The sequence below is a fragment of the Micromonospora sp. LHW51205 genome (assembly GCF_003315815.1).
GTDB lineage: Bacteria > Actinomycetota > Actinomycetes > Mycobacteriales > Micromonosporaceae > Micromonospora > Micromonospora chalcea.
The window spans coordinates 714,106-737,786 of sequence record NZ_QMEZ01000003.1 but is presented as its reverse complement, the minus strand read 5'-3'; the positions used below and the strand labels follow the sequence as shown (position 1 = coordinate 737,786).

Below are 23,681 nucleotides of genomic sequence, written 5' to 3'. Positions count from 1 at the left end.
ACACGTCACCGGCTGGGCCGGCCCGGGCTTTCTCGGGCCGGCCCAGCCGTCGGAAGCAGGGCCGGGCCGGGCTCTCATTGCGGGGCCGCCGAGGGGGTGACGGGATGAACTATCGGAAGAAGTTCCGGAAACAGAAAGCGCTAACAGAACACAGATGTACTGGTCGTCGACATTGTCACTAGAACGCTTCAACGGATAGTCTGTGCCGGTCGGGCGATCGAAGTTCGCCGAAACTTTCGACAAGCTACCGCTACGGAGAAGCGACATGACGACCGCAACAAAGAGCCCCGAAACAGCCGGGCCCCACGGCGGCGAGGTGCGCGGCCGTCTGATCCGAAATCCGGTTCTTCCCGGCTTCAACCCCGACCCGTCGATCTTGCGCGTCGGCACCGATTACTACATCGCGACGTCGACCTTCGAGTGGTACCCGGGTGTCCGCCTGCACCACTCGACCGACCTGGTGCACTGGCGCCCGCTCGGCGGCGTCCTCACCGAGCGGCGTCTTCTCGACCTCACCGGAGCGGGTGACTCCTGTGGCGTCTGGGCGCCCGATCTGTCCTATGTGGATGGCGAGTTCCATCTCCTCTACGCCGACGTCGCCAGCTTCGCCAGCGGGTACTGGGATCCCCAGAACTACCTGGTGACCGCGTCCGACCTGGCCGGGCCCTGGTCGGATCCGGTGGTGCTGCACGGGCGCGGGTTCGACGCGGCGTTGTTCCACGACGAGGACGGCACGACCTGGATGCTGTCGATGACCGCGGACTGGCGGCCCGGCCGCGACCGGTTCGCCGGCATTCAGATCCAGCAGTACGACCGTGAGGCCCGTCGCCTCGTCGGCGCCGAACGGGTCATCTTCCACGGCACCACGGTCGGCGTCACCGAAGGGCCGCACCTGTACCAGAAGGACGGCTGGTACTACCTGGTGACCGCGGAGGGTGGCACGTCCTGGACGCACCAGGTGACAGTGGCCCGCTCGCGTAGCCTGTTCGGGCCGTACGAGGTCGATCCGGCCGGCCCGATGCTCACCTCGCACGGTCGTCCCGAGCTGGAGCTGCAGAAGGCCGGCCACGGCAGTCTCGTGTCCACGCCGGACGGGCGTTGGTACCTGGCGCACCTGACCGCCCGGCCGTACACCCCACTCGGCCGGTGCGTGCTCGGCCGGGAGACCGCGATCCAGGCCGTGCAGTGGCCGGAGGGGGAGTGGCCGCGCATCGAGGGCGGGGTACCGGCGGTGACGGTGCCGGTGCCGGGCGAAGCCGAGCCGGCAGAGGATCCGACGGAGGACCGGGACGACTTCACCGGGCCGGTGCTCGGCCCGGAGTGGTCGACGCTGCGCCGCCCCGCCACTGCGGACTGGGTGGACCTCACGTCGCGTCCGTCGTACCTGCGGATCCAGGGCGGGCAGTCGCCGGTCGGCCGCCAGCGTCCGAGCCTGGTCGCGCGCCGTGTGACCGCGCAGCAGTGCGAGCTGACCGCGCACATGCGCTTCGAGCCGGCCAACTACCGCCAGCTCGCCGGCGTCACCGCCTACTACAACACCCGCAACTGGCACTTCGCCTACGTGACCGCCGACGACGACGGGCGGCCGGTACTCGAGGTGATGTCGTCCGACAACGGCCGGCGGGCCATGCACGACGCGTGCCGCGTCGAACTGCCGGAAGCGGGGGAGATCACGCTGCGGGTCACCTTCGACGGTCCCCGTGTCACGTTCGCCTATCAACCAGCCGGCGCGGCGCACTGGATCGGGCTGCCGGCGGAACTGGACGCCACCATCCTGTCCGACGAGTACGCGGCGACGCTCGTGGACGGTGAGCCGGAGGGCTGGGGCTTCACCGGCGCGTTCGTCGGCCTGTGGGTACAGGACCTGGGCGCCGAAGGCGGATACGCGGACTTCGACTGGGCCTCGTACCGCTCCTGGTGAGTAGTGGCCGGCCTGATCGCGGCCGGGTGTGTGCGCCGTCCCCGGCGTCCGCGCCCGGCCGCGTCGCGTTGCGCACCCGGTCGGTCGACGTCTCGGCGCGGCACGTGGAAACATGGTCGACGTACGTCGATCGATCGAACGGGGGATCATCGTGACGACGCAATTGTCAAAGGCCGCCGTCGTGCCGGGTCCGGCCGGGCATCCGCTCCTCGGCATGCTGCCGGCGCTGCGCCGCGACCTGCTGGGCACGATTCTGGACGGCTTCCACACGTATGGCGACGTGGTGGCGTACCACGTCGGACTGCCCCAGGGGCCGCGCGCCGTCAGCATGGACGTGGTGAACGTGCACCACCCCGACGGCATCCACCAGGTCCTCACCACGCCGCAGGTGTTCAGCCGCCGCGCGAGCGCGTACGAGATCCTCCGCGAGTTCATCGGAGAGGGCCTGCTGACCAGCGACGGAGACCGGTGGCTGCGACAGCGGCGGACGCTGCAACCGCTGTTCACGCCGCGCCGGGTGGCCCGCTACACCGAGCTGATGACCGAGGAGGCAGCCCGCGTCGCCGACGACATGGCGCTCACCACGGGATCCGTCGTGGACCTCTACCAGGTGATGCAGCGCTACACCATGCGTGTCGTCGGCCGGGCGCTGTTCGGCGACGACATCGACGAGGTCGTACCCCGTCTGCAGGAGCTGATGCCGATTCTGGGCGACCTCGCGCTGGCGCGCGCCCTGCAGGTGGTCAAGCTGCCGCTTAGCTGGCCGACGCCGCGGGCACGCCGGATCGGGCAGGTACGCGCGAGTCAGTACGAAATCGTCGACCGCATCATCGCCGATCGACAGGGCCGGGCGGTCGGGGAGGGTAAGGAGGATCTGCTCAGCCGGTTGTTCGCGGCCGAGGATCCGGAGACCGGGCAGGCGCTGTCCATCGAGGAAATCCGGGACCAGGTCCTGGTGTTCCTGCTCGCCGGCCACGAGACGACCTCGGCCGGGCTGGCCTTCACCATGCACCTGCTGGGCCGCCATCCCGACGTGCAGGAGCGGGTCGCGGCCGAGGCCGCCACGGGCGACGGGGAACTGGTGCGGGCCGCGGTCCTGGAAGGCATGCGGCTGTACCCGCCCGTGTACAGCATGGAGCGGATGTCCGAGACGGACGTCGTCGTCTCCGGTCACCGGATTCCCGCCAACACCAAGGTGGTACTCGCTCCCTGGGTCACGCACCGGCACCCGGAGTTCTGGCCCGACCCCGAGCGCTTCGAGCCCGACCGGTTCCTCGGCCGGCAGGAGCGGCCGCGCTATGCGTATTTCCCCTTCGGTGGCGGGCCGCGTAGCTGCATCGGGGAACACTTCGCGCTGCTGGAGATGACCGTACTGCTGAGCGCGTTGCTCGCCCGCTATCGCGTCGACACGCGCGACGAGAGGCTGGAGCTCGTACCGATGGTCACTCTGCGTCCGGCCGGCGCGGTCCGGGCCACGCTGACCGTCCGGTGAACCGGCGCCCTGGCTGATCCGACGGGGTCAGCCAGGGCGCGTCCGGCTCCGGTGAGGGTCGGTCGCTACGTGGCCCGCGACCCTTCGCCCTTCGCGGCGGGCACCGCCTCGACGGCTGGTGGAGCGCCAGTCACCGCGGCGGGCCGGGGATCGGCGGCACGCCTGCGGGGCCTGGCGAACCGGCGCATCATCGGCCGTTCCACGCTGACGTGCAACAGCGACGCGAGGCCGAGCGTCACCAGGTACGCGCCGACCATGACGGCCAGCGCAGCGGCGACACCGAAGCCGTTCGCGGACATGTTGCCGGCGCCGTACAGCACCAGGATGTGGATGAGATAGAAGGCGAAGGACGTGTCGCCCAGCCAGCCGGCGACCGGCCCGCGCAGTGGTGAGCGGTGCCCCTCGACGTCGGCCCGGGCTGCGGCGGCCACCAGCAGCGCGAGCGGGACGACCATCGCCGCGACGACCGAGTAGAGCAGCGGCACGACCTCGGAGACGCCGTAGAAGGCCAGCGTGACAAGTGCGGCGGCGGGCAGGCTCAGCCGGAACCACAGGCCCTGCATGACGAGCCGGGCGATGACGATCCCGAGGAGGAAGTCCAGCATCCGGATCAGCGGAAACTGTTGCACGAACCAGAACTGCGGAAATGCCGCATCCGCATAGGTGTACGTCGGCTCGGCGGGAAGGAACGCCGTGGAGACGACGGGGGCGACGAGCATCGCGGCGACGATGCCACCGGCGATCCACCAGAGCCAGGCGGCGGAGAGCCGCCGGAAACCGGCGAGCAGCCACGGGAACGACGCATAGAAGAAGATCTCACAGCTCAGCGACCAGCTCGGGGGATTGATTCCGTTGAAGATGAACTCGTCCGGAATCCAGCTCTGCACCAGCGTGATGTTCGCCAGCGTCGGCCACAGCGGCGCGCCGCCCCGGATCAGGACCATGAGAACGACGACCACGGCGCACACGACCAGATGGTTCGGCAGGATCCGGGCGGCCCGGCGGCGCCAGAACTGGCGCTTCGGCTCGTGCTCCGGAGCCGACCAGGTCAGGACGAAGCCGCTGAGGATGAAGAAGAAGCCGAGGGCGGCAGAGCCGGTCCGGCTGAGGACGGCGAACCACCAGTCGTCGATCCGGTCGTCGGCGAAGAAGCCGAACAACGTCGTGTGGGAGAAGAAGACCGTCACGGCCGCGATCCCCCGCAACCCGTTGAGCGTCGGCAACTGCCGGGCCATGCGGCCCGCCTGCTGTGTCATCGGCGGCCACCCTCCGTGGTGTCGGACAACTCCTGTCGGCGTACCGGCCGGCGCGTCCGGAACGCCTGCTCCGCGATGTCGGCCGCGCGCCGTACGCCGTCCAACTCCGCGATCCTGCGCTTGTAGTGCTGGGCCTTCGCCCGGTAGGCGGGGTCGCCGCTCACCCTGTCGACGGCCGCACGAAGCCGCCCCGGAGTCACCTTGTGCACCGGGATGAACTCGCCCGCGCCGAGGTACTTGAGCCGGGCCGCCACGCCCGGCTGGTCGTTGCCCACGGGTAGCGCGACCATCGGCACGCCGTGGGCGAGGGACTCCAGCGTGGTGTTGATTCCGGCGTGCGTGATGACGAGGGACGCCCGCGCCAGCAGGTCGAGCTGTGGTGCGTACTGCACCACGATCGGGTTGCCGGCCAGGTCGGCCGGCGGCTCGACATCCGTGCTGCCGAGGGAGACGACCAGTTGCGCGTCGAGTCCGGAGCACGCCTGGGCGATCGCCCGGAATATGTGCGGGAGGCGGTTCTGGAGGGTGCCCATCGACGCGTAGATCAGCGGGCGACCGTCGAGCTTCTCCCACGGGAAGGACACCGGCTCGGTGCTGTCCTCGTCATGGAACGGCCCGGTGTAGTGGAACGTGTCCGGCAACCGGGTGCGCGGGAAGTCGAAGAACGGCGGCTGCTGGGTGATCTGGGCGAGGTCCGAGCCGTCGTTGACTCCCTTGACCGGCGGCAGGCCCCATGCGGCGCGACGTTCGTTGATCCGTTGTACCACCGGCCGGATGACCCAGGCGATCACCTGGTCGCCCAGCATGTTGCGCACGCGCGCGAGCAGTGAGGGATGGTACGGCCACGCCGTCATGAACGGTGGTACACCCGGCTCGGTGTTCAGCGCCAGCGCGTTGCAGACGTTCACGACCGGAAGGTCGAGGTGTTCCGCGACGGAGTTGCCCGCGCCGTAGACCTGGTCCACCAGCAGCGCGTCAATGCCGTGCCGCTGCACCAGCCCCGGTAGGTCCCGCAGGAGGACCTCGACCTCCCGTACGTAACCGCGGACGATGAAACGGATCGCGGCCAGACCGGTCAGCCGGCCCTGTTCCTCGGAGAAGCGAGCCAGCGTGCCGACCGGAAACTCGCGCTCGCCGATCGGTGCGAAGGCGAACCCGGCCGTGAACGACCTCGTCCCGGCGTCCGGCAGGGAGACCAGGGTGACCCGGTGGCCGCGTCGGAGCAGTTCCCTGCCGAGCGTCGCCATCGGGCTGAGCTGACCGGTGTAGTCGGGGACCACCAGTCCGATGTGGAACGTGTTCGGGGCAGGCATGTCTCGCTCCCTCGCTGTGCTCATACCACAGTCGTCAGACGCGACTGATGTATCGAAAACTCGGCCGGGGTACGTCCGACGATCTCGCCGTCCACCTCCACCGGCAGCGGACTGTCCGCGTCGACACGCACGGTGCGCACCTCCTGCCGGTGGATCGCCGGGTGTCCCGCGGCGGCGCCGCGGAACACCCGCCACATCAGCCCGGCCACGCCGGCCCGGCCCACACCGGCCACCCGCACCGCGTCCAGGTAACCCGCCCGCGGCGGCTCGGCGCGGCCGAAGGTCAGCCCGCCGGCGAAGTACGGCACCTTGAGCACGGCCAGATTGGTGATGATCTGGTGCGACGGATCGCCGTCGAGTTCCAGCCGCACCGCGACGGGCCGCCAGCGGGCCAGCGTCCGGATGCTGGACGCCGTCTCGGCGAGTTGGAGGTTGAGCCGCTTGAGGACCCGGTTGGCGGGTGTCTTCTCGGTGAACCGCTGGCCGATCACGCTGATCAGCCCGACCGTGCAGCTGACGAGGAAGTACCTGTGGCCCCGGGTGCCGTCGGGCCGGGTGAAGGTCACCTCGCCGACATCGGTCTCCCGGTCGCGGGCGCGGTCGAGCAGACCGCCGAGGTCGGCGACCGGCCGCAGGCCGCGGGCGAAGTCGTTGCAGGTGCCGGCCGGCACGTACGCCAGCCGCACCTTCTCCCCGCCCGCCACCAGCACCCCGTTGGCGACCTCGGACAGTGTGCCGTCACCACCGACCGCCACCACCGTGCCGTACCCGTCCTCCACCGCCTGTCGCCCGAGCGCGATGCCGTGCCCGGGGTGGCGGGTGAACCAGCAGTCCGCCTCGGGTAGCTCGGTGGCGATCCGCTGCTCGATCGTGCGCCCGCGCTGGACCCCGGAAGCGGGGTTGACGATGCAGACGGCCGGGCCGCGCTCACCGGCCGCCATGTGCCTGCTCCTTCGTCAGGTCCGCCAGGGAGTGGCTCAGCGCCTCCGCGAAGCCGACCCGTGGTGAATAGCCGATCGACCGGATCCGGCCGACGTCGTACCGCATTCCTCCGGCGACGGACCGGACCGCGTAACGGGTGAGCAACGGCCGGCCCGACCCGGTGCCGATGCCGGCGAGCCCGGCCAGTTCGGACAGCGCGCCCACGGCCAGCGCCGCGCCGAACGGGACCGACGAGGTCGGTGGCCTCGCCCCGATCCGCTCGGCCACCGCGGCGAACAGCCGCCCCAGGGTCAGGCCGTACGAGTCGCCGACGATGAACCGCCCACCCGCGCACCCGGGTGCGGTGCCGGCCAGCACGATCGCGTCGGCCAGGTTCGCGCTGTACGTCAACTCGATCGGGGGCGCGCCGCGGTCGAACTGGACGAGCTTGCCGTCTCGCAGTCCGCGCACGAGCTCGGGCAGGAAATTGCGGTCACCGGGTCCGAAGACCCAGGCGGGGTACACCACAGTGACGTCCAGGCCGTTTCCGTGGTACGACCACGCCACGTCTTCCCCGGCAGCTTTCGACAGCGGGTACGGGTATCGCGGCACCCGCCGCGGTGACGCCTCGTCGATGACCTTCGCGGCGTCGAAACCGAAGACGTCGACGGTGCTCAGGTAGACGAACCGGGAGACGCCGCAGCGTCGCGCCTCGTCCAGCACCGCCCGGGTGCCGTCCCGGTTCACCTGCCAGATGCGAGGGCCGGGCCGCCAGTCGGTCAGATCGGCGGCCGCGTGCACCACGAGGTCGACGCCCGCGCAGGAGCCACGCAGCGACTCCGGATCGGTCAGGTCACCGAGGTGCGCCGCGTACGTCGCGTGGTCCGGTGCGGGCGACCGCACCAGCCCTCGTACCGACCAGCCGTTCTCCGCGAGCGCGGCCGCGACCGCGCGGCCGACGCAGCCGGTGACACCCGTCACCAGCGCGACACGGGACCCCATCACGAGCCGCCCGTCAGCAGTGCACGCAGGTCGGCGAGCAACGACCCGGCCGGGTCGATCGCCCGCATGCGCGGCAGCAGGGTGCGCAGGTCCCGGCGCTGGCCTGACTCGTCGATCAGCAGCAGTTCCGGGCCGGCGACGAACTGTCCCACGTGCGCGGGCTGGAGGCCGCGCTCCGACATCGCCCGGGAGCATCGCTCCGCGTCGGCCGGATCGATCGCGTACAGCAGCTCGAATTCGCCCCACTCCGCGGCAGCCGAGCACCACCGGGGCAGGCGGGCCGCCTCCGCGACGGCGGAGGCGATCGGCGCGTACACCTCGTCGTGCAGCACCACCTCGACCCCCAGGCCATTGAGCTCGGCCAGGCTGACCGCCGCGCTCAACAGGCCGTCGCTGGTGTCGATGCACGCCCGGGCGTACCGGCGCAGTGGATCGCCCGCGGCCACCCGCGCCTCAGGCAGCCACGGATCGCCCGCCGCCGTGCCGCCCAGCGCCAGGGTGCGGAATCCGACCGCGTTGCCGGCTCCGACCGGACCGGTCACGTAGAGCGCGTCACCGGGGCGGGCGCCGAGCCGGCTCAGGACGGAACCGCGGCGCAGCGTACCCAGGGCACACGAGGTGAAGCTCTCCTCGTTGGCCCAGTTCGTGTCACCGCCAACGACGTGGCAGCCGTAGCGTTCGGCGGCCTCGGACGCGCCGCGCCCGAACTCGCGGGCGTCCTCGAGAGTCCATCTGTCCCGGCGCAGCGAGCAGGAGACGAGCACGGCGACCGGGTCGGCGGCCACCGCGGCGAGGTCACTCACGCTGACGGTGGTGGTCAACCACCCCTTCGCGTACGGCGTGGTGGCGGTGGCCAGCTCGGCGCCGTCGTTCAACGTGTCGACGGTCAGTGCCAGGAGCCCGCCGGCGCCCAGATCGAGGAGTTCGGCGTCGGCCTCGAAGGCGTTGTTGAGCTGCCGGGGCGACCGGACCATGCACTCGCGTATCGCGGTGATCAGGCTGCCCTCGGCCGCGTTCAGGGACAGCCGGTTCCAGGCGGTGGAGGTCATGTCATGCCTGCCGGGAAGACTGGGTCGCGCGCAACGTCAGCTCCAGATAGGCCATCATCGGAACGGCGACGACGAGGAAGAGCGTCGGCCGGTGCAGCGCGCCGAGCGACAGGAAGAACAGCGTGGTCGCCCTGATGAACCAGACCAGCGCCTCGTACGCGCGGGTCTCCGGCGCCCTGATGAGCGTCACGAGACTCTGCGTGAACCCGAGCCCGGACGCGACGAGCAGCGCCCAGAAGACGACCTCGGCATAGGCGCCCGCGCGATCGGCGCCCGCCACGGCCGCCGCGCCCGCGGCCACCACCGCCACGACCGGGAACACCACGGCGATCCGGCTGGAGGCCCTGGTCCCGATGGCCACCGGCAGCGTCCGGTAGCCCGCGACCCGGTCGCCTTCGATGTCCTTGAAGTACCCCACGAGGCAGAAGCCACTGAACGCGACCGCGACGAGCGCCGTCTGGAACCAGGTCACCGCCGGGATGTCGAGCCATCCCGCGTCGGGTCGGACGGCCACGGCGCCGAGCACCGTGAACAGCGCCATGTCGACGCCGTTGACGAGGTTGCCCAGCATGGGGATGCGCTTGGTCCAGGAGTAGACCAGGTGACCGCCGATCGCGATGACGCTCCACAGGGCCAGCGTCGGTGCGGCCACGACAGCCACCAGCATCAGCGCGGTGGACAGCGCGAGCGTCAGCCCCAGCCCGACGTGGGGGTTTATCAGCCCGGTGACGAAGGGGCGGTCCGGCGCGTTGACGGCGTCGGCCTTGCGGTCGAACCAGTCGTTCATCACCACGCCGACGCCGTATCCGAGGGTGCAGAACAGCAGCCCGATCACGATGCTCGCGGCGCTGGCCCCGACCGGCGGCGCCGTCATGCCGACCAGACCGGCCGACAGCGAGAAGGGCACGAAGTGGAGCCGCCACATCCGCGCCCAGGCCACCAGCAGGTCCCGGGTGCTGACTGCGGGTTCGAGCCGGCTGACGGTCATCGGTCCTCCAGGTGCATCAGGTCGCGGACTTCGGCGAACGCGGCGACGACGCGCTTGAGCTGCTCCGACGTGTGCGTGGTGGCGAAGCTCGCCCGCAGCCGGGGCGAGGCGGCCGGGGGGACCACGGCGTTGACGTACACGCCGTGGTCCAGCAGGCTGCGCCACGCGAGCAGGGTCTGCTGGACGCCGTCGAGCCGCACCGACACGATCGGCGTCTCACTCGGTATCGGGTCGTAACCCAGGGCGGTGAGCTCGCGACGCACGTACGAGGCGTTCTCGACCGCCTGCCGGCACAGCCATGGTTCCGCCCGCAGGATGCGCAACGCGGCGTAGGCGGCGGCCAGGTTCGCCGGCGGCGCGGATGCGCTGAAGATGAGGCTGCGCGCGTGGTGGCGGAGGTACTCGATGACATCCTCCGGACCGAGCACCGCCCCGCCGATCGACGCCAACGACTTGCTGAAGGTGACCGTGACGAGGTCGACCTGATCGGTGACGCCGAAATGGGCGCTGGTGCCCCGGCCGTCGGCCAGCACGCCGATGCCGTGCGCGTCGTCGACGAGCAGGCGGGCGCCGTACTGCCGGCACAGCCGGACCACCTCGTTCAGCGGGCACAGATCGCCGGCCATCGAGTAGACGCCGTCGACCACGACCAGCCGGCCGGCGTCCGAGGGGCCGGCCGCCAGCTGCCGCTCCAGGTCGGCCATGTCGTTGTGGGCGAACCGGCGGGTCTTCGCACGGCTCATGCCGCAGCCGTCGTAGGCCGAGGCGTGCGCCTCGCGGTCGAGGATGACCTCGTCGTGACGAGACAGCAGCGACGCGATGACTCCGACGTTCGCCTGGTAGCCGGTCGGGAACACCAGAGCGGCCGGCATGCCGAGGAACTCGGCCAGCTCGTGCTCCAGTTCCTCGTGCAGAGGTGTGTTGCCGTTGAGCAGCCGAGAGCCCGTACGCGACGACCCGTACGCCTCGATCGCCGCCTGCGCCGCTGCTTTCACCTGGGGGTGGGAGGTGAGTCCGAGGTAGTTGTTCGAGCCGCACATCAGGATGTCGCCGTCCCCGGTCTGCGCGACGGTCGCGTCCTGCCCCTCGAAAGGAGTGAAGTACGGGTAGAGCTTGGCCGCGCGAGCCTCCCTGCTCTCGGTGTACGACCGGCAGCGGCCGAAGATGTCCACTGTCACCACGTTCGCGTAACCCCTCTCGTCTGGTACCCCGTGTGCATCAGGTCATCGGGCGGACCTGCTGCCCCAGCTGTCGGCGAACTCGCTCCGGACGGCGGCGCACCGCCGACCGGTTCCGGCCGGCACGGAACCGCTGTGCGGAGGGAGGTGGGCGATCGGACGCGGACGGCGTACGGAGGCTCTGCGGGTGGGTGCCCGCCGAGGCGGGCCCGGGCTCTCGCCGCAGGGTGGCCGGACCTGCCCGGCGGCCTGGCGCAACGGCGCGCCGACACGCCGGTGGCGGGTTCGCCCGGGTGAACGACGGCCGCCGGCCGCGGTTCGGCCATTCCGAATGCGAGCGGGTGAGCCGGGCGCCGCGGCCTGCACTTCGATCCGGGGCCGGCGATATCAGCCGGCATCAGGCCATCAGGCTTGCGAAGGCTCTCGGAAGCCAGGACCAGAACCAGAAGACGCGCTTCTACAGCAGCCCGATGAAAACGGTATTTCGACGGCAACACATAGACCGGTACCTCCCCCGTTCCGCTGTCGACATTCATCAGCGGCGAATCGCTAAGCGATCTCTCTGGGGCAGGATGCTACGCCGGATCCGCAGCGCGAGTCCACCCCGCTTCGGGCGTCGGTTCCTCCCGGGCGCGGGGTCCACGCCGGCTTCCGGTGCGGTGCGCAGGGCGGTGATCGAGGGCTTGAACAGGGGTCATCCGGCCGGTTCGACAAGATCAACGAATAGTCGTCGATGAATAACCCGCATCTTCGTTCCGGCTGCCCGGCTTTGAGCGGTCGCGCATCGGGCAGGCGAATCGGCGGGAGAATGTGGATAATGATCGTCGTGGCGCATCGCAGCAGACTCTCGACGATCCTGATCGACGTGCCGGGCGGTGAGGCGCCCGCAGCCGCCGCCTTCTGGTCGACGGCACTCGGCGTTCCGGCACGTACAGTCCCCGACGAGCCGCAGTTCACCTCTCTGCACGGCGCGTTGCCCGGCCTGGTGCTCGCGATCCAGTCCGTGGACGAGCCGGCTCGATATCACGTCGACATCGAGACCGACGACGTCGAGGCCGAAGCACGCCGGCTGATCGCCCTCGGCGCTGTCGAGGTCGGCCGCTGGCTGGAGTGCATCACCTTACGGGCTCCGGGCGGTCATCTCGTGTGTGTCATCCCGTGCCACAGCGATCCGAAGACCTTCGAGTCCCTCTCCCAGGCGTGGGAGTAGGCGCGCGGCCACGCAGGCGTCCGCATGGCCCGTGTCATGCTCGAAGCGATGAGCACCCAGCGTCCGCGCGACCCACGTCCCCTCCGTCGGCCGCGCCGCCCCCTGGCCCGCGTCGCGTTGGTCGTCGGCGTCCTCGCCGCGTTGGGCGCCGTCGCTGTGGTCGTGGTGCCGCTGCTGCGGCCGCCGGGCCCGCGACCGGCCTTCCAGCTCCCGGTGGCCTGCGGTGAGACGTGGCGCCTGTCGACCTATCCCGGGCACGACGACTACGACATCGACCTGTTCCCGGCCCGGGGCGAGGCGTGGGGACGGCCGGTGCTGGCCTCCGCCGCCGGCACCGTCACCGTGGCCGGGGTCAACGGTTCCCTGGGTGGTCGCACCCCGCAGGACCCGAACGGGCCGAAGGGGCGCGGCGGCGGCTACTGGGTGAAGATCGACCATGGCGGGAAGTGGGAGACGCAGTACCTGCACCTGCTCGAACCGCCGCTGGTCGAGGCCGGTCAGCGGGTGGCCCGCGGCGATCAGCTCGGGCGGGTCGGCAGCACCGGGAACTCCGGCGCCCCGCACCTGCACTACGAGCAGCGCCGGGGCTGGGAGAAGGTGGAGGCCCACTTCGACGGCGTGCCGTCCGGCATCACGTCCGACGACCGCGAGTACACCGTCCGGCTGACGAGCGCGAACTGCGACCAGGGTCGCCGGTAGCCACGGTTCGGCGTACCACCGGGGTCGCGCCGGACGGCGGCGAGAGCGGTCCCGGCGATAGGATCACCGGCACCCGCCGCCCGTACCCGCTGGAGCCCCGCTGTCCCGGCAGCCCGCCACCCGTCCCGCCCGGCGTGCCCGCCGGGCGCTGGCGCTGGTGTGCCTGCTCGTCGTGGCCGGGCTGCCCGCCGGGTCGGCGCCGCTCGGCGAGCCCGGGTCCGGGACGCTGCGGCTGCTCCAGATGAACCTCTGCAACAGCGGCCGGGCCGGCTGCTACACCGGCCGGGCCGTCCGCCAGGCCGCCGACGTGATCGCCGCCGAGCGACCCGACCTGGTCACGCTCAACGAGATCTGTCGCGACGACGTGGAGACGCTGGAGCGGGCGCTGCGGGCCGCCCGTCCCGGCGGCACGGTGGTGTCCGCGTTCCACGCCGCCGGTGACCGCCCCAACGCCGAGCCCACCTACTGCAACAACGGCCAGCCGTACGGGATCGGGTTGGTGACCCGTCTCGACGCGCGCGGTGCGCGGCCCACAGTGCACCGTGGCACCTACCCGGCGCAGGATTTCGCCGACCCGGAGGAGCGGGTCTGGCTCTGCCTGCGGGCCGCCGGGCTGCTGCACGCCTGCACCACGCACCTGGCGAACACCAGCGGTCAGGTCGCGCTGGCCCAGTGCGCCCAACTGGTCGGCGCGGTGGTGCCGGCGATCCGCCGCGACGGCGGGTACGCGCCCACAGTGCTCGCCGGTGACCTCAACCTGCGCGTCGGCGGCACGCCGGACGTGCGGTCGTGCGTGCCGGCGGGTTACCGGCGGATCGACGACGGCGCCCGGCAGCAGATGGTGACGACGGGCGACGTCACCATCTGCTGCCACCGGCCGGTGGACATGCGCGGGACGACCGACCATCCGGCGCTGCTGGCGACGGTGTCGATCGACGGCGAGCCCGCGACGGACCTACGGTTTGCGGGCGAGTAGCCCGACGAACGTGTGGTAGGTGTCGGTCTGCTGCGGCGCGGGCGCGCCCGGATCCGGACGCCACTCGGCCAGCGGCACCAGCCCCGGCTCCAGCACCGTCAGCCCGTCGGCGAAGGCGAGGATCTCCTCGTCGGTACGCCAGCGGCCGGTGCCCAGCGACTCGTTGAAGACCCGCTCGACCTCGCGCGCCTTGCGGGAGCCCTCCGGGTCGCGCTCGCCGGGGTCGCGGAAGTGCGAGATCGCCACGTAGCTGCCGGACGGCATCGCGTCGATCAGCTCCGCCGCCACCGCGCCCGGGTCCTCGTCGTCGCCGAGGTGGTGCAGGATCGCGAAGAGCAGCAACCCGATCGGCCGGTCGAAGTCGAGGAACCGGCGGACGTCCGGGTCGTTGAGGATCTCCTGCGGTGCCCGGACGTCGGCCTGGATCACCGTCGCGGTGCCCTCCGCGGCGAGCAGCGCCCGCCCGTGGGTCAGCACGATCGGGTCGTTGTCCACGTAGACCACCCGGGCGGCCGGGTTGTGCTCGGTGGCGACCTCGTGCACGTTGCCCTGCGTGGGCAGCCCCGAGCCGAGGTCGAGGAACTGGTCGATGCCCGCCTCGGTGACCAGGAACCGGATGACCCGGCGCAGGAACGCCCGGTTGGCCTGGCCGGCGGCGGGCCCGTCCGGCGTGATCCGCAGCGCGTGCTCGGCGACCTTCCGGTCGACCTCGAAGTTGTCCTTGCCGCCCAGGAAGTAGTCGTAGACCCGGGCGACGCTGGGAACGTTGAGGTCGATGCCGGGGGGTGCCGCCTTGTCGCGGGTCACAGGCGTCTCCATTCGATTCTGATCAGCGCCGCCCGCCGGTGGGGTTACGGGCGTTTTCGGGGAGTGTAGCGACCGGACGGCCCGAATTGTGGCCCCGGCTGGTACCGCTCCCACGGCATCGGCCCGTCACCAGCACGTTCACCGTGCGACACGCGGAACGCGCCGGGCCGGAACCGGTTCGCCGATGTCCGATGTGGCGTTCACACTGCCATACTCGGCATCGGACAGGTGAACATCGTCGTAAGGGTGATGGCGTGCGGTTCCGGGTGCTGGGTCCGCCCGGCATCGACCGGGACGGGCGAGGCGTGCCGCTCGGCGGGCCGAAGCAGCGGGCCCTGCTGGCCCTGTTCCTGCTGCGGCCGAACCGGTTCGTCGCCGCCGACTGGCTGGTCGAGGCGCTGTGGGACGGGCGACCGCCGGTCAGCGCCCACACGACGCTGCGCACCTACGTCGCCGGACTGCGCCGGGCGGTGGAGCCCGAGCGGTCCCACCGCGAGCCGGCGCGCGTCCTGCGCAGCCGCCCCCGGGGGTACGAGCTGCGGGTCGAGGACGATGCCGTCGACGCGATCCGATTCGGACGCCTGGTGGACCGGGCGGCGGACGCACTCGCGGCCGGGCAGCCGGCGGTCGCCGAGCGGACGTACGCCGAGGCGCTGGCACTGTGGCGGGGCGAGCCGCTCGCCGGCGTCGGCGAGCTGAACGCGGTGCGTCCGGAGGTGGCGCGGCTGACCGAGCTGCGGCTCACCGCCGAGGAGGGCCGCCTGACGGCTGCCGTCGCGGCCGGCCGGCACGCACCGCTGCTGGCGGAACTGCGCCGCTTCGTGTCGGCGAATCCGCTGCGCGAGGGGGCCCGCGCGCAGTTGATGCTGGCGCTGTCCCGGTCCGGCCGGCAGACCGAGGCGCTCGCGGCCTTCGACGAGGGCCGCCGGGTCCTCGCCGCCGAGTACGGCCTCGACCCCGGTGAGCAGATGCGGGCGGCGCACCGGCTGATCCTGGAGCAGGCCGTACCGGCGCAGCCCGGACCCTCGGCGGTGGCCGGCCGGCAGGTCGTGCGGGCGGCCGGGCCCGCGCCGGCGCCGGCCGAACCCGAACCGGGACCGGCCGCGGAGTCGCCGCGGCGGCACGCGGACCCGCTCGTGGGGCGCGGCGCCGAGCTTGCGCTGCTGCGGGAGACGCTCGACGCGGCCACCCGGCGCGGCGGGCGGGTGCTGGCAGTGGTGGGGGAGGCGGGCATCGGCAAGACCAGCCTCGCCGCGGCGCTCGGCGACCGGGCCGCCACCGGCGGCGTGCCGGTCGTCTGGGGTCGCTGTCCCGACGTCGGGCAGGCGCCACCGTTCTGGCTGTGGAACCAGGTGGTACGCGCGCTCGCGGCGATGCCGGACGCCGGCGCCACCGGCTCGGCGAGCCGCCTGGGCGGGTTCGCCGCCGGATCGCTGCCCGGCCCCGCGGAAGGCGGCGGCCTCGACCCCACGGCGCGGTTCCAGGTGTACGAGGCGGCGTCCGGCCTGGTGCACGCGGCGGCCCGGCGGCACGGCCTGCTGGTCGTGCTGGACGACCTGCACGCCGCCGACCCGGACTCGCTGCTGTTGCTGCGCTACCTCTCCGCCGGGCTGTCCACGTCCCGGGCGCTGGTGGTCGCCACGCTCCGTCCGTACGACCACGACCCGGCCCTGGTGGCGACGGTCGCCGAGCTGGCGCGCGGCCGCGACTTCGGTCAGCTCCGGCTCGCCGGGCTGGACGCCTCCTCGGTCGCCACCCTCGTCCGGCGCCGGACCGGGGTGGCGCCGCCGGAGCCGGTGGTGGCCCGCCTCGTCACCCGCACCGGCGGGAACCCGTTCTTCCTCACCGAGCTGCTGCGGTCCCGCACCGACGCGGCGGCCGACGCGGAACTGCCGCCGAGCATCCGGGACACGGTACGGCTGCGGCTCGTCGGGCTGCCCGAGCCCGCCCGACGCTGCCTCGACCTGCTCAGCGTGGCCGGACACGACCTGGACCTGCAGGTGATGGCGGCGGCGCTGGACACCACCGCACCGGCGCTCGCCGAAGCGCTCGCCCCGGCGTACACGGCCGCGCTGGTCACCGAGGCGGGGCCGGGCACCGTCACGTTCCGCCATCCGCTGATCGCCGAGGTCACCTACGCCGAGCTGGTCCCGCCGCGCCGGGCCGCGTTGCACGCCCGGCTGGCGCGCGCGTACGAGCGGGCCGCCGGTGTCGCGCCGGCAGAGCTGGCCCGCCACTACGGTCAGGCGATCGGCCTCGGACACGGCGAGGACCACCTGCGGTGGTCGCTGCGCGCCGCCGACGACGCGACGCGGCGGGTCGCCTACGAGGACGCGCTCGGTCACCTCGAACGCGCCGCGCACCGGCTGGCCCCGGCCGCGCAGACCTCGCCCGACGCGGCGTCCACCGAACTGACCGTCCAGCTGCGCCGCGCGGCGCTGTTGCAGATGACCGTCGGCGTCGGCAGCGACGCCGTCGACCAGGTCTGCGCCCGCGCCCGGGAGCTGCTGACGCTCGTCGGGCCGGACACCGACCTCCGGCACGCGCTCTGGGCGCTGGGTGAGCTGGCCGCCAACCGGGCCGAGTTCGCGATCTGCGCCGACCTCGCCGGGCGCCTGGTGCGGTCCGCGGACGACGGCAGCGGGCTGATCGCCGTGGCCGGTGAGTACCTGCTCGGCGCGGTCGGCTACTTCACCGGCCGTCAGGCCGAGGCCGAGCGGCGGCTCAGCGCCGGCATCGAACGGCTGCGTACCGTCGACCGGGCGCTGCTGCGCCGGGAGGTCGGCCGGCGGCCGGTGCTGGCCTGCCACAACTTCCGGGCGCTCGTGCGGTCGATGCGCGGCGACCCGGCCGGCGCCCGGGCGGACATCGCCGACGCCGAGGCCCTCGCCGAGGAACTGGACGACCCGTACGGCCGGGCCAACGCGGCGCTCTACGCGGCCTGGCTGGCGATGCAGGAACACGACGTCGACGCGGCCGACGCCGCGGGACGGCGGTGCCGGGACATCGGGAGGTCCACCGGCCTGCCGCACATGACGGCGACCGGCGCGTACTTCCTGGAGTGGGCCGCCGCCCGCGCCGGCGACCACGGCCGGCTCGACGCGATGCGCGCCGCCGCCGACGGGTTCTACCGTCCCGGGTTGCGGTCCACCCGCACCATCACGTGTGCCGCGATGGCCGAGGCGTACCTGACCGCCGGCCGCGCGGAGACCGCCGCGACGCTGGCCGAGGAAGGGCTGGCCGTGGCGGACCGGTTCGGTGAGCGCGTCGTCGTCGCGGAGCTGCACCGGATCCGTGGGGTCGCGCGCCGCGACCGCGCGGAGTGGGACCTCGGCGCCCGGATCGCCGCCGACCAGGGCGCCGCACTGCTGCGGCAGCGGTTCGCGACGTTCTGACCGGTGTGGCGGCCCGCCTCCACGCCTTCTCCACACCCTTTCCACGCCGGGCTGGTGCCCTGGTCGGCGTCGGACGGCCGGAGCCGTCCGGGACCACGTTCCGAAAGGGCATCACGATGGGATCAGTTCAGCCGCCGGATCGCCAGGCCGTCCAGGAGGTCGACGTCGCCGTCATCGGCTGCGGGCCGGTGGGCGCGCTCACCGCGAACCTGCTCGGCGCCCGCGGCGTCCGCACGCTCGTCGTGGAGCGCAGTGCGACGGCGCACGGCCAGCCGCGGGCCTTCTCCTGCGACGACGAGGCGATGCGCATCTACCAGCAGGCCGGCCTGCTCGACGAGATCCGCGACGCCACTGTCGCGCCGCCGCTCGTGGAATACGTCAACGGCGCCGGCCGGGTCTTCGCCCGGATGGCGCTGTCCGAGACGGACTTCGGGTACGGGCACGCGCCGCTGCGCTTCTTCGACCAGCCTCGGCTGGAACACACGCTGCGTACCGGGCTGGACCGGTTCCCGCACGTGCAACTCGCGCTCGGCACCGAGCTGGCCGGCCTCACCCAGGACGAGGACGGGGTCACCGTGCTGCTGTCCGACGTGGCCACCGGGCAGCGGCGGACGGTCCGCGCCCGGTACGTGCTCGGCTGCGACGGCGCGCGCAGCGCCACCCGCGCCGCCGTCCGGATCCCGCTGTCCGGGGCGAGCTACGCCGAGCCGTGGCTGGCCGTCTCCGGCGACGTGCCGCCCGACGCGGTACGGGTCGGGGACACCCGGTTCGTCTGCGACTGGCGGCGTCCGGCGTTCGTGTCCCCGGGCGCGGCCGGCAGCTACCGGATGGAGTTCATGCTGCGCCCGGGGGAGACCGAGGACGAGATGCAGCGGCCCGGGACCGTCGCCGCGCTCGTCTCGCCGTACGTCGACCCGGACCGGTTCACAGTCACCCGCGCGGTGGTCTACACCTTCCACCACCTCATCGCGCGACGGTGGCGGGAGGGACGGGTGTTCCTGCTCGGCGACGCCGCCCACCAGATGCCGCCGTTCATGGGCCAGGGACTGTGCAGCGGCCTGCGCGACGCGGCGAACCTGTCGTGGAAGCTGTCGCTGGTGCTGTCCGGCGTCGCCGACGCCGCAGTGCTCGACACGTACGAGATCGAGCGGCGCCCGCACACGGTGGAGATGGCGCGCACGAGCGTCCGGCTGGGGCACGTCTTCCTGGCCCGCAACCGGGTCACCGCCGGAATGCGCGACGCCGCGCTGCGGGCGGTGCAGACGATCCCCCGGGTACGGCGGTTCGTGGAGCGCTTCGAGTTCAAGCCGGTGCCGGCGTACCGGCGGGGCCTGATGGCCGGCGGGCGGCGCGCCGGCGTGGTCGGGACGATGTTCCCCCAGCCGCGGGTCCTCGTCCCGGGCGCGCCCGGGGAGCGCCTGCTCGACGAGGTGCTCGGCGACGGTTTCGCCGTGCTCGGCCGCGCCGGCGTGGACAACCCGCTCGGAGCGTGGCGGCCGGGGCTGCCGGCGCGGTTCGTCGCGGTCCACCCGAGCGGTACGTCGCTCGCCGACCTGCCGGATCCGCTTGCCGGCCCTTCGGCACCCGGCGGGCCGGACCGGGTCGACGTGGTGGACGCCGAGGGGGTGCTCGGCGGTTGGCTGCGACGGCACGGCGCCGACCTGGTGGTGCTGCGGCCGGACCGGTTCGTGTTCGCCATGGTGGCTGCCGGTGGGATCGAGCAGGCCGGGCGGGACCTGTCCGACGCGCTCGGCGCGGCGCCGCACGGAGGCCGGAGCCGGGCGGACACAGCGGGACTCGCTGCGGCGCCGGGTTCGTGACCTGAGCCCCGGTGCCCGTGGCTCCCGCTCCTATCATCGTTCACTGTGGACGACGCGAAGGTCGACCGGGTGGCTGTCGACGGGGCGGGCTCGATCGCGCACCTGCTGCCCAGGTCACGCGGCCGGTGCGGCATCTACGAGCTGACCTTCGCCGACGGTGAGCGGTACGTGGGGCAGGCCGTCGACGTGGTGGCGCGGTTCGGCATGCACCGCCAGAAGTGGCACGACATCGTCGAGATCGCTTTCCGGCGGGTGCCGCGCGACCGGCTCGACGAGGAGGAGCGGGATCAGATCCGCAGGCGGGAGTCGGCCGGGGTGCGGCTGCGCAACGTCGTACACACCGCCGGCCGGCTCGGCGCCGCCGACCTGGACCGGATACTGCCCCCGCCGCGGCAGCAACGCTGGCTGGCCGGACACGAGCCGTGCCCGATCCCCCTCGCGCTCGGCGAGGGGGATCCCGACCTGCGCCGCCGTACCCGCCACCAGTTCGACCGGCTGCGAGCCGATGCCCGGTTCACCGCCGAGATGGGCCGTCTGGTCGGGGCGTACCTGCGCCTCACGATCCCTGCACCGGAGCAGACCGAGCGTGACTTCTGGACGCTCACCGCGCTGCCCGGCACCAACGCCGCCCGCTACCCGCGCCTGTTCACCGTCTCCGTGCACGCGCTGGAGACGCTGTTCGTCTGCCATGACCGGCGGCGGCCGCAGGCTCCGCACATCCGCCTGAACATCGACGAGACCGTGGCCCGGTCACAGTTCCGCACGCGGCTGCGGCTGCGAGCGATGGGTGCGGCCCGGGCCCCCTACCGCGTCCGACCGGGGGTTTTGGCGCTGGAGTTCGAGTCGGTCGAGAGCGCGCACGACGCGCTGACCCGGCGGCAGATCGTCAAGGCTGCTCGCCGGCTCAACCTGGACCTGATGAGGAAGGGACCCGCGCTCAACTGGAAGACCCACTGCCCGGACCTCGTCCGGCACGTGCTGTCGAGTTGAGCACGGGAAGGTTGGTGCGCTGCCGGGCGCGGCGGCCGCGACGGCGATCCCTTGCCGGGATGCGTGCACGCGCGTAGGAAGAGCACCACCATCCACCACCGTCGTACCACACTCCGATGCCGAAGGAGACGCGCGTGCCCACCCCCAGACGGCTCCGTCTCGCCGTGTCCGCGCTGGTGACCGTATCGGCCGTGTTGCTCGGCTCCGGCGCCGCCGCGGCGCCGCCCGCGCCGGCCGCGAACCGGTCCTGCGACCCGATCGACCCGGCGGCCTGCCTGCTGCCGTTCCCCAACGACTACTTCACCGTGCCGGACCGCAGCACGCCGACCGGCAAGCGGGTGCGGTTCGCCGCCTCCGCGATGCCGGCGAACGTGCTCGGCGTGCCGATCGACCCGGCGGAGTGGAACCGGCAGGACGGGTTCAGCCCCGGCTCGCCGATCCTGGCGCGCGTACCCGGTCTCGACGCCACTCGGACCCGGATCGCGCCGGTCACCGACGTCGCGCGCTCGCTGGCGCCGGACGCGCCGATCGTGCTGCTCGACGCCCGCACCGGGCGGCGTACGCCGTACTGGGCCGAACTGGACGCGCACGCCGCCGGCAACCCGGACCGGCAGGTGCTGATCATCCGGCCGGCGGTCGCGCTGACCGAGGGCGCCCGGTACGTCGTCGGCCTGCGCGGCATGCGCGACGGCGACGGCGCGCTGATCCCGGCCCCGAAGGCGTTCCGCAGTTACGTGACCGGCGCGGGCCTGGACCGGCGTGACCCGCGCGCGCCTCAGATGAAACGGATCCTCGCCGACCTGAGCCGGGCCGGCGTCAAGCGGCACAGCCTCTACCTGGCCTGGGACTTCACAGTCGCGAGCCGGCACGGTCTGACCGGGCGGATGCTGGCGGTCCGGGACGGCGCGTTCGCCGCGCTCGGCCGCCGCGCCCCCTCGTTCACCGTCAGCCAGGTCACCGACTACACGCCCGAGCAGGACCCGCTGATCGCCCGGCAGGTGACCGGCACCGTCGCCGTGCCGTCCTACCTGACCGGTGACGGGGGACCGGGCTCCCGGCTGCACTACGGTCCGCCCGGCGGCGACGGCACGCCGCCGACGCCGAACGCGCTGCCCACACCGTCCGGCACGACGGTGGCGGCCGACTTCGTCTGCAACATCCCGCGCAGCGCGTCCGCCACGAAGCCAGCCCACCTGTCGCTCTACGGCCACGGTCTGCTCGGCCGGCCCACCGAGATCAACGCCGGCAACGTCAAGACGATGTCGCGGACGTACGACTTCACCTTCTGCGCGACCAGCTGGATCGGCATGGCGGCGGCCGACGTCCCGTACGTGGCGGGCGCCTTCACCGACCTCAGCGCCTTCCCCGCGGTGGCCGACCGGCTCCAGCAGAGCTTCCTGAACTTCCTCTTCCTCGGCCGGACGATGATCCATCGCAACGGGTTCGCCGGCCATCCGGCGTTCCGCGACGCCGCTGGACGGCCGCTGATCGACGTGGCCGGCGGGCTGCACTACGACGGCAACAGCCAGGGCGGCATCAACGGCGGCGCGCTGACCGCCATCGCTCAGGACTGGACCCGCTCGGTGCTCGGCGTGCCCGCGATGAACTACTCCACGCTGCTGCAGCGCAGCGTCGATTTCGCTCCGTTCCAGACCGTCCTGGACGGCTACTACCCGGACAAGATCGATCAGCAGCTCGTCTTCGGGTTGTTGCAGATGCTGTGGGACCGGTCCGAGGCCAACGGGTACGCCCAGCACATGACCGACCGCCCGCTGCCGCGTACCCCGGCGCACCGGGTCCTGATGCACGTGGCCTTCGCCGACCAGCAGGTCTCCACCGCGGCGGCGGAGGTGCAGGCCCGCACCATCGGCGCCCGCCTGCACACTCCGGCGCTCGCCGACGGCTGGTCACCGGACGTGCGCCCGTTCTGGGGCATCGCGCCGATCCGCAGGTACCCGTACGCGGGCTCGGCCATGGTGGTCTGGAACAGCGGCGCGGCGTACGCGCCACCGCCGACGAACCTCGCCCCGGCCGGACCGGAGTACGGCGAGGACTCGCACGAGTTCCCCCGCGCGCAGCCCGGCGCGCAGCGGCAGAAGGCCGTCTTCCTGCTCACCGGCAAGGTGATCGACGTCTGCCCGGGCCGGCCCTGCCCGTGACGTCCGGACCGGGCGTGCGATGGCGCACGCCCGGTCCGCCGCCGGGGGAGTGGCGCCACCGGCAGCGGCGTGCGGCGTCTGATCGCTGACAGGTGAATCAGCGATTGGATATCCCGCGTCTTTACGGCCAGATCCCGAACAAGACCTCATTATCCGGCTCTTCTCCGCAGTAGGAACTGTCTCCGATAAGGCGCCGATTCCACATGAGACGGACATGTCCCTCCAGTCCGTGATTGCGGCACGGGTGGATGAGACCGGCCGGCACGGGCTCCTGGGCGAGAAGTCAACCCCGTGGATCAGGGCAATTTTGAGGACTTCTTCCTCTTGTTTTCGCCCACTCCTTTACTTTGGTCGACGCGCTTATTGCGCGCCCCGATCCGGATGCGGAAGCCATTTCCGCAGGTCGCGTGGAGTGTCGTGAGCATACTGATCTTGGCTGCCCGGATTGGCGGCCCTGATTGGCGTGATCGACGGGCAACGCAGAGCGACGCCTGGTGTTATGCTG

At 72.3% G+C, this 23,681-nt stretch carries 17 protein-coding genes; 9 read left to right on the top strand and 8 right to left on the bottom strand.

Annotation, left to right across the window (positions count from 1 at the left end; translation table 11 throughout):
• Positions 1 to 265: 265 nt before the first annotated feature.
• Both DQE82_RS15440 and DQE82_RS15435 read left to right on the top strand, forming a co-directional pair.
• Positions 266 to 1,921, top strand: a complete 1,656-nt coding sequence (locus tag DQE82_RS15440; protein ID WP_187692950.1) for a glycoside hydrolase family 43 protein — start codon at positions 266 to 268, stop codon at positions 1,919 to 1,921.
• A gap of 28 nt (positions 1,922 to 1,949) precedes the next feature.
• Entirely contained in the window at positions 1,950 to 3,413 is a 1,464-nt protein-coding gene (locus DQE82_RS15435) for a cytochrome P450 (protein ID WP_147265141.1), read from the top strand.
• 65 nt (positions 3,414 to 3,478) lie between these two features.
• On the opposite strand, the gene DQE82_RS15430 is transcribed toward DQE82_RS15435, so the two are convergent.
• From DQE82_RS15430 to DQE82_RS15400, 7 genes are read right to left on the bottom strand one after another with little or no spacing between them, the layout of a single operon-like run.
• A complete protein-coding gene (locus DQE82_RS15430; RefSeq protein ID WP_113973045.1) occupies positions 3,479 to 4,669 on the bottom strand; it encodes an acyltransferase in 1,191 nt (396 codons plus the stop codon).
• Positions 4,666 to 5,982, bottom strand: coding sequence for a glycosyltransferase (locus tag DQE82_RS15425; RefSeq protein WP_064445499.1), 1,317 nt, complete (start codon positions 5,980 to 5,982; stop codon positions 4,666 to 4,668). The genes DQE82_RS15430 and DQE82_RS15425 overlap by 4 nt, the downstream gene beginning before the upstream one ends.
• Positions 5,983 to 6,002: 20 nt before the next feature.
• The gene (locus DQE82_RS15420; protein WP_113973044.1) at positions 6,003 to 6,923 is read right to left on the bottom strand and encodes a diacylglycerol kinase family protein; all 921 of its coding nucleotides are present in this window, start codon (positions 6,921 to 6,923) and stop codon (positions 6,003 to 6,005) included.
• Positions 6,910 to 7,905, bottom strand: a complete 996-nt coding sequence (locus tag DQE82_RS15415; protein ID WP_158559976.1) for an NAD(P)-dependent oxidoreductase — start codon at positions 7,903 to 7,905, stop codon at positions 6,910 to 6,912. Before DQE82_RS15415 ends, DQE82_RS15420 begins: the two co-directional genes overlap by 14 nt.
• Positions 7,905 to 8,954 carry a thiamine-monophosphate kinase gene (locus DQE82_RS15410; protein ID WP_113973043.1) on the bottom strand — a complete coding sequence of 350 codons (1,050 nt, stop codon included), beginning with the start codon at positions 8,952 to 8,954 and terminating at the stop codon, positions 7,905 to 7,907. The genes DQE82_RS15415 and DQE82_RS15410 overlap by 1 nt, the downstream gene beginning before the upstream one ends.
• Before the next feature lies 1 nt (position 8,955).
• Positions 8,956 to 9,942 (bottom strand): UbiA family prenyltransferase, encoded by a 987-nt coding sequence (locus tag DQE82_RS15405; RefSeq protein WP_064445501.1) that lies wholly within the window; start codon positions 9,940 to 9,942, stop codon positions 8,956 to 8,958.
• Complete coding sequence (locus tag DQE82_RS15400; RefSeq protein ID WP_197494843.1) at positions 9,939 to 11,120, bottom strand: aminotransferase class I/II-fold pyridoxal phosphate-dependent enzyme; 1,182 nt, start codon at positions 11,118 to 11,120, stop codon at positions 9,939 to 9,941. The genes DQE82_RS15405 and DQE82_RS15400 overlap by 4 nt, the downstream gene beginning before the upstream one ends.
• 817 nt (positions 11,121 to 11,937) lie before the next feature.
• Here DQE82_RS15400 and DQE82_RS15395 point away from each other — a divergent pair.
• From DQE82_RS15395 to DQE82_RS15385, 3 genes are all read left to right on the top strand, one after another.
• Positions 11,938 to 12,330, top strand: coding sequence for a VOC family protein (locus DQE82_RS15395; RefSeq protein WP_043329945.1), 393 nt, complete (start codon positions 11,938 to 11,940; stop codon positions 12,328 to 12,330).
• 48 nt (positions 12,331 to 12,378) lie between these two features.
• Entirely contained in the window at positions 12,379 to 13,029 is a 651-nt protein-coding gene (locus tag DQE82_RS15390) for a M23 family metallopeptidase (RefSeq protein ID WP_069088341.1), read from the top strand.
• Positions 13,030 to 13,186: 157 nt separating this feature from the next.
• Positions 13,187 to 14,005, top strand: coding sequence for an endonuclease/exonuclease/phosphatase family protein (locus DQE82_RS15385; RefSeq protein WP_233514673.1), 819 nt, complete (start codon positions 13,187 to 13,189; stop codon positions 14,003 to 14,005).
• On the opposite strand, the gene DQE82_RS15380 is transcribed toward DQE82_RS15385, so the two are convergent.
• Positions 13,985 to 14,812, bottom strand: a complete 828-nt coding sequence (locus DQE82_RS15380; RefSeq protein WP_043322995.1) for an SAM-dependent methyltransferase — start codon at positions 14,810 to 14,812, stop codon at positions 13,985 to 13,987. The genes DQE82_RS15385 and DQE82_RS15380 overlap by 21 nt on opposite strands.
• A gap of 254 nt (positions 14,813 to 15,066) precedes the next feature.
• On the opposite strand from DQE82_RS15380, the gene DQE82_RS15375 reads away from it, so the two are divergent.
• The 4 genes from DQE82_RS15375 to DQE82_RS15360 all read left to right on the top strand — a co-directional run bounded on the left by DQE82_RS15375 (position 15,067) and on the right by DQE82_RS15360 (position 23,176).
• On the top strand, positions 15,067 to 18,207 hold the full coding sequence (locus tag DQE82_RS15375; protein WP_113973041.1) for a BTAD domain-containing putative transcriptional regulator: 3,141 nt from the start codon (positions 15,067 to 15,069) through the stop codon (positions 18,205 to 18,207).
• A 116-nt stretch (positions 18,208 to 18,323) separates the two neighbouring features.
• On the top strand, positions 18,324 to 20,027 hold the full coding sequence (locus DQE82_RS15370; RefSeq protein WP_113973040.1) for a bifunctional 3-(3-hydroxy-phenyl)propionate/3-hydroxycinnamic acid hydroxylase: 1,704 nt from the start codon (positions 18,324 to 18,326) through the stop codon (positions 20,025 to 20,027).
• Between the two features lie 45 nt (positions 20,028 to 20,072).
• A complete protein-coding gene (locus DQE82_RS15365; RefSeq protein WP_064445507.1) occupies positions 20,073 to 21,017 on the top strand; it encodes a GIY-YIG nuclease family protein in 945 nt (314 codons plus the stop codon).
• Between the two features lie 134 nt (positions 21,018 to 21,151).
• Positions 21,152 to 23,176 (top strand): hypothetical protein, encoded by a 2,025-nt coding sequence (locus tag DQE82_RS15360; RefSeq protein ID WP_113973111.1) that lies wholly within the window; start codon positions 21,152 to 21,154, stop codon positions 23,174 to 23,176.
• Positions 23,177 to 23,681 lie beyond the last annotated feature (505 nt).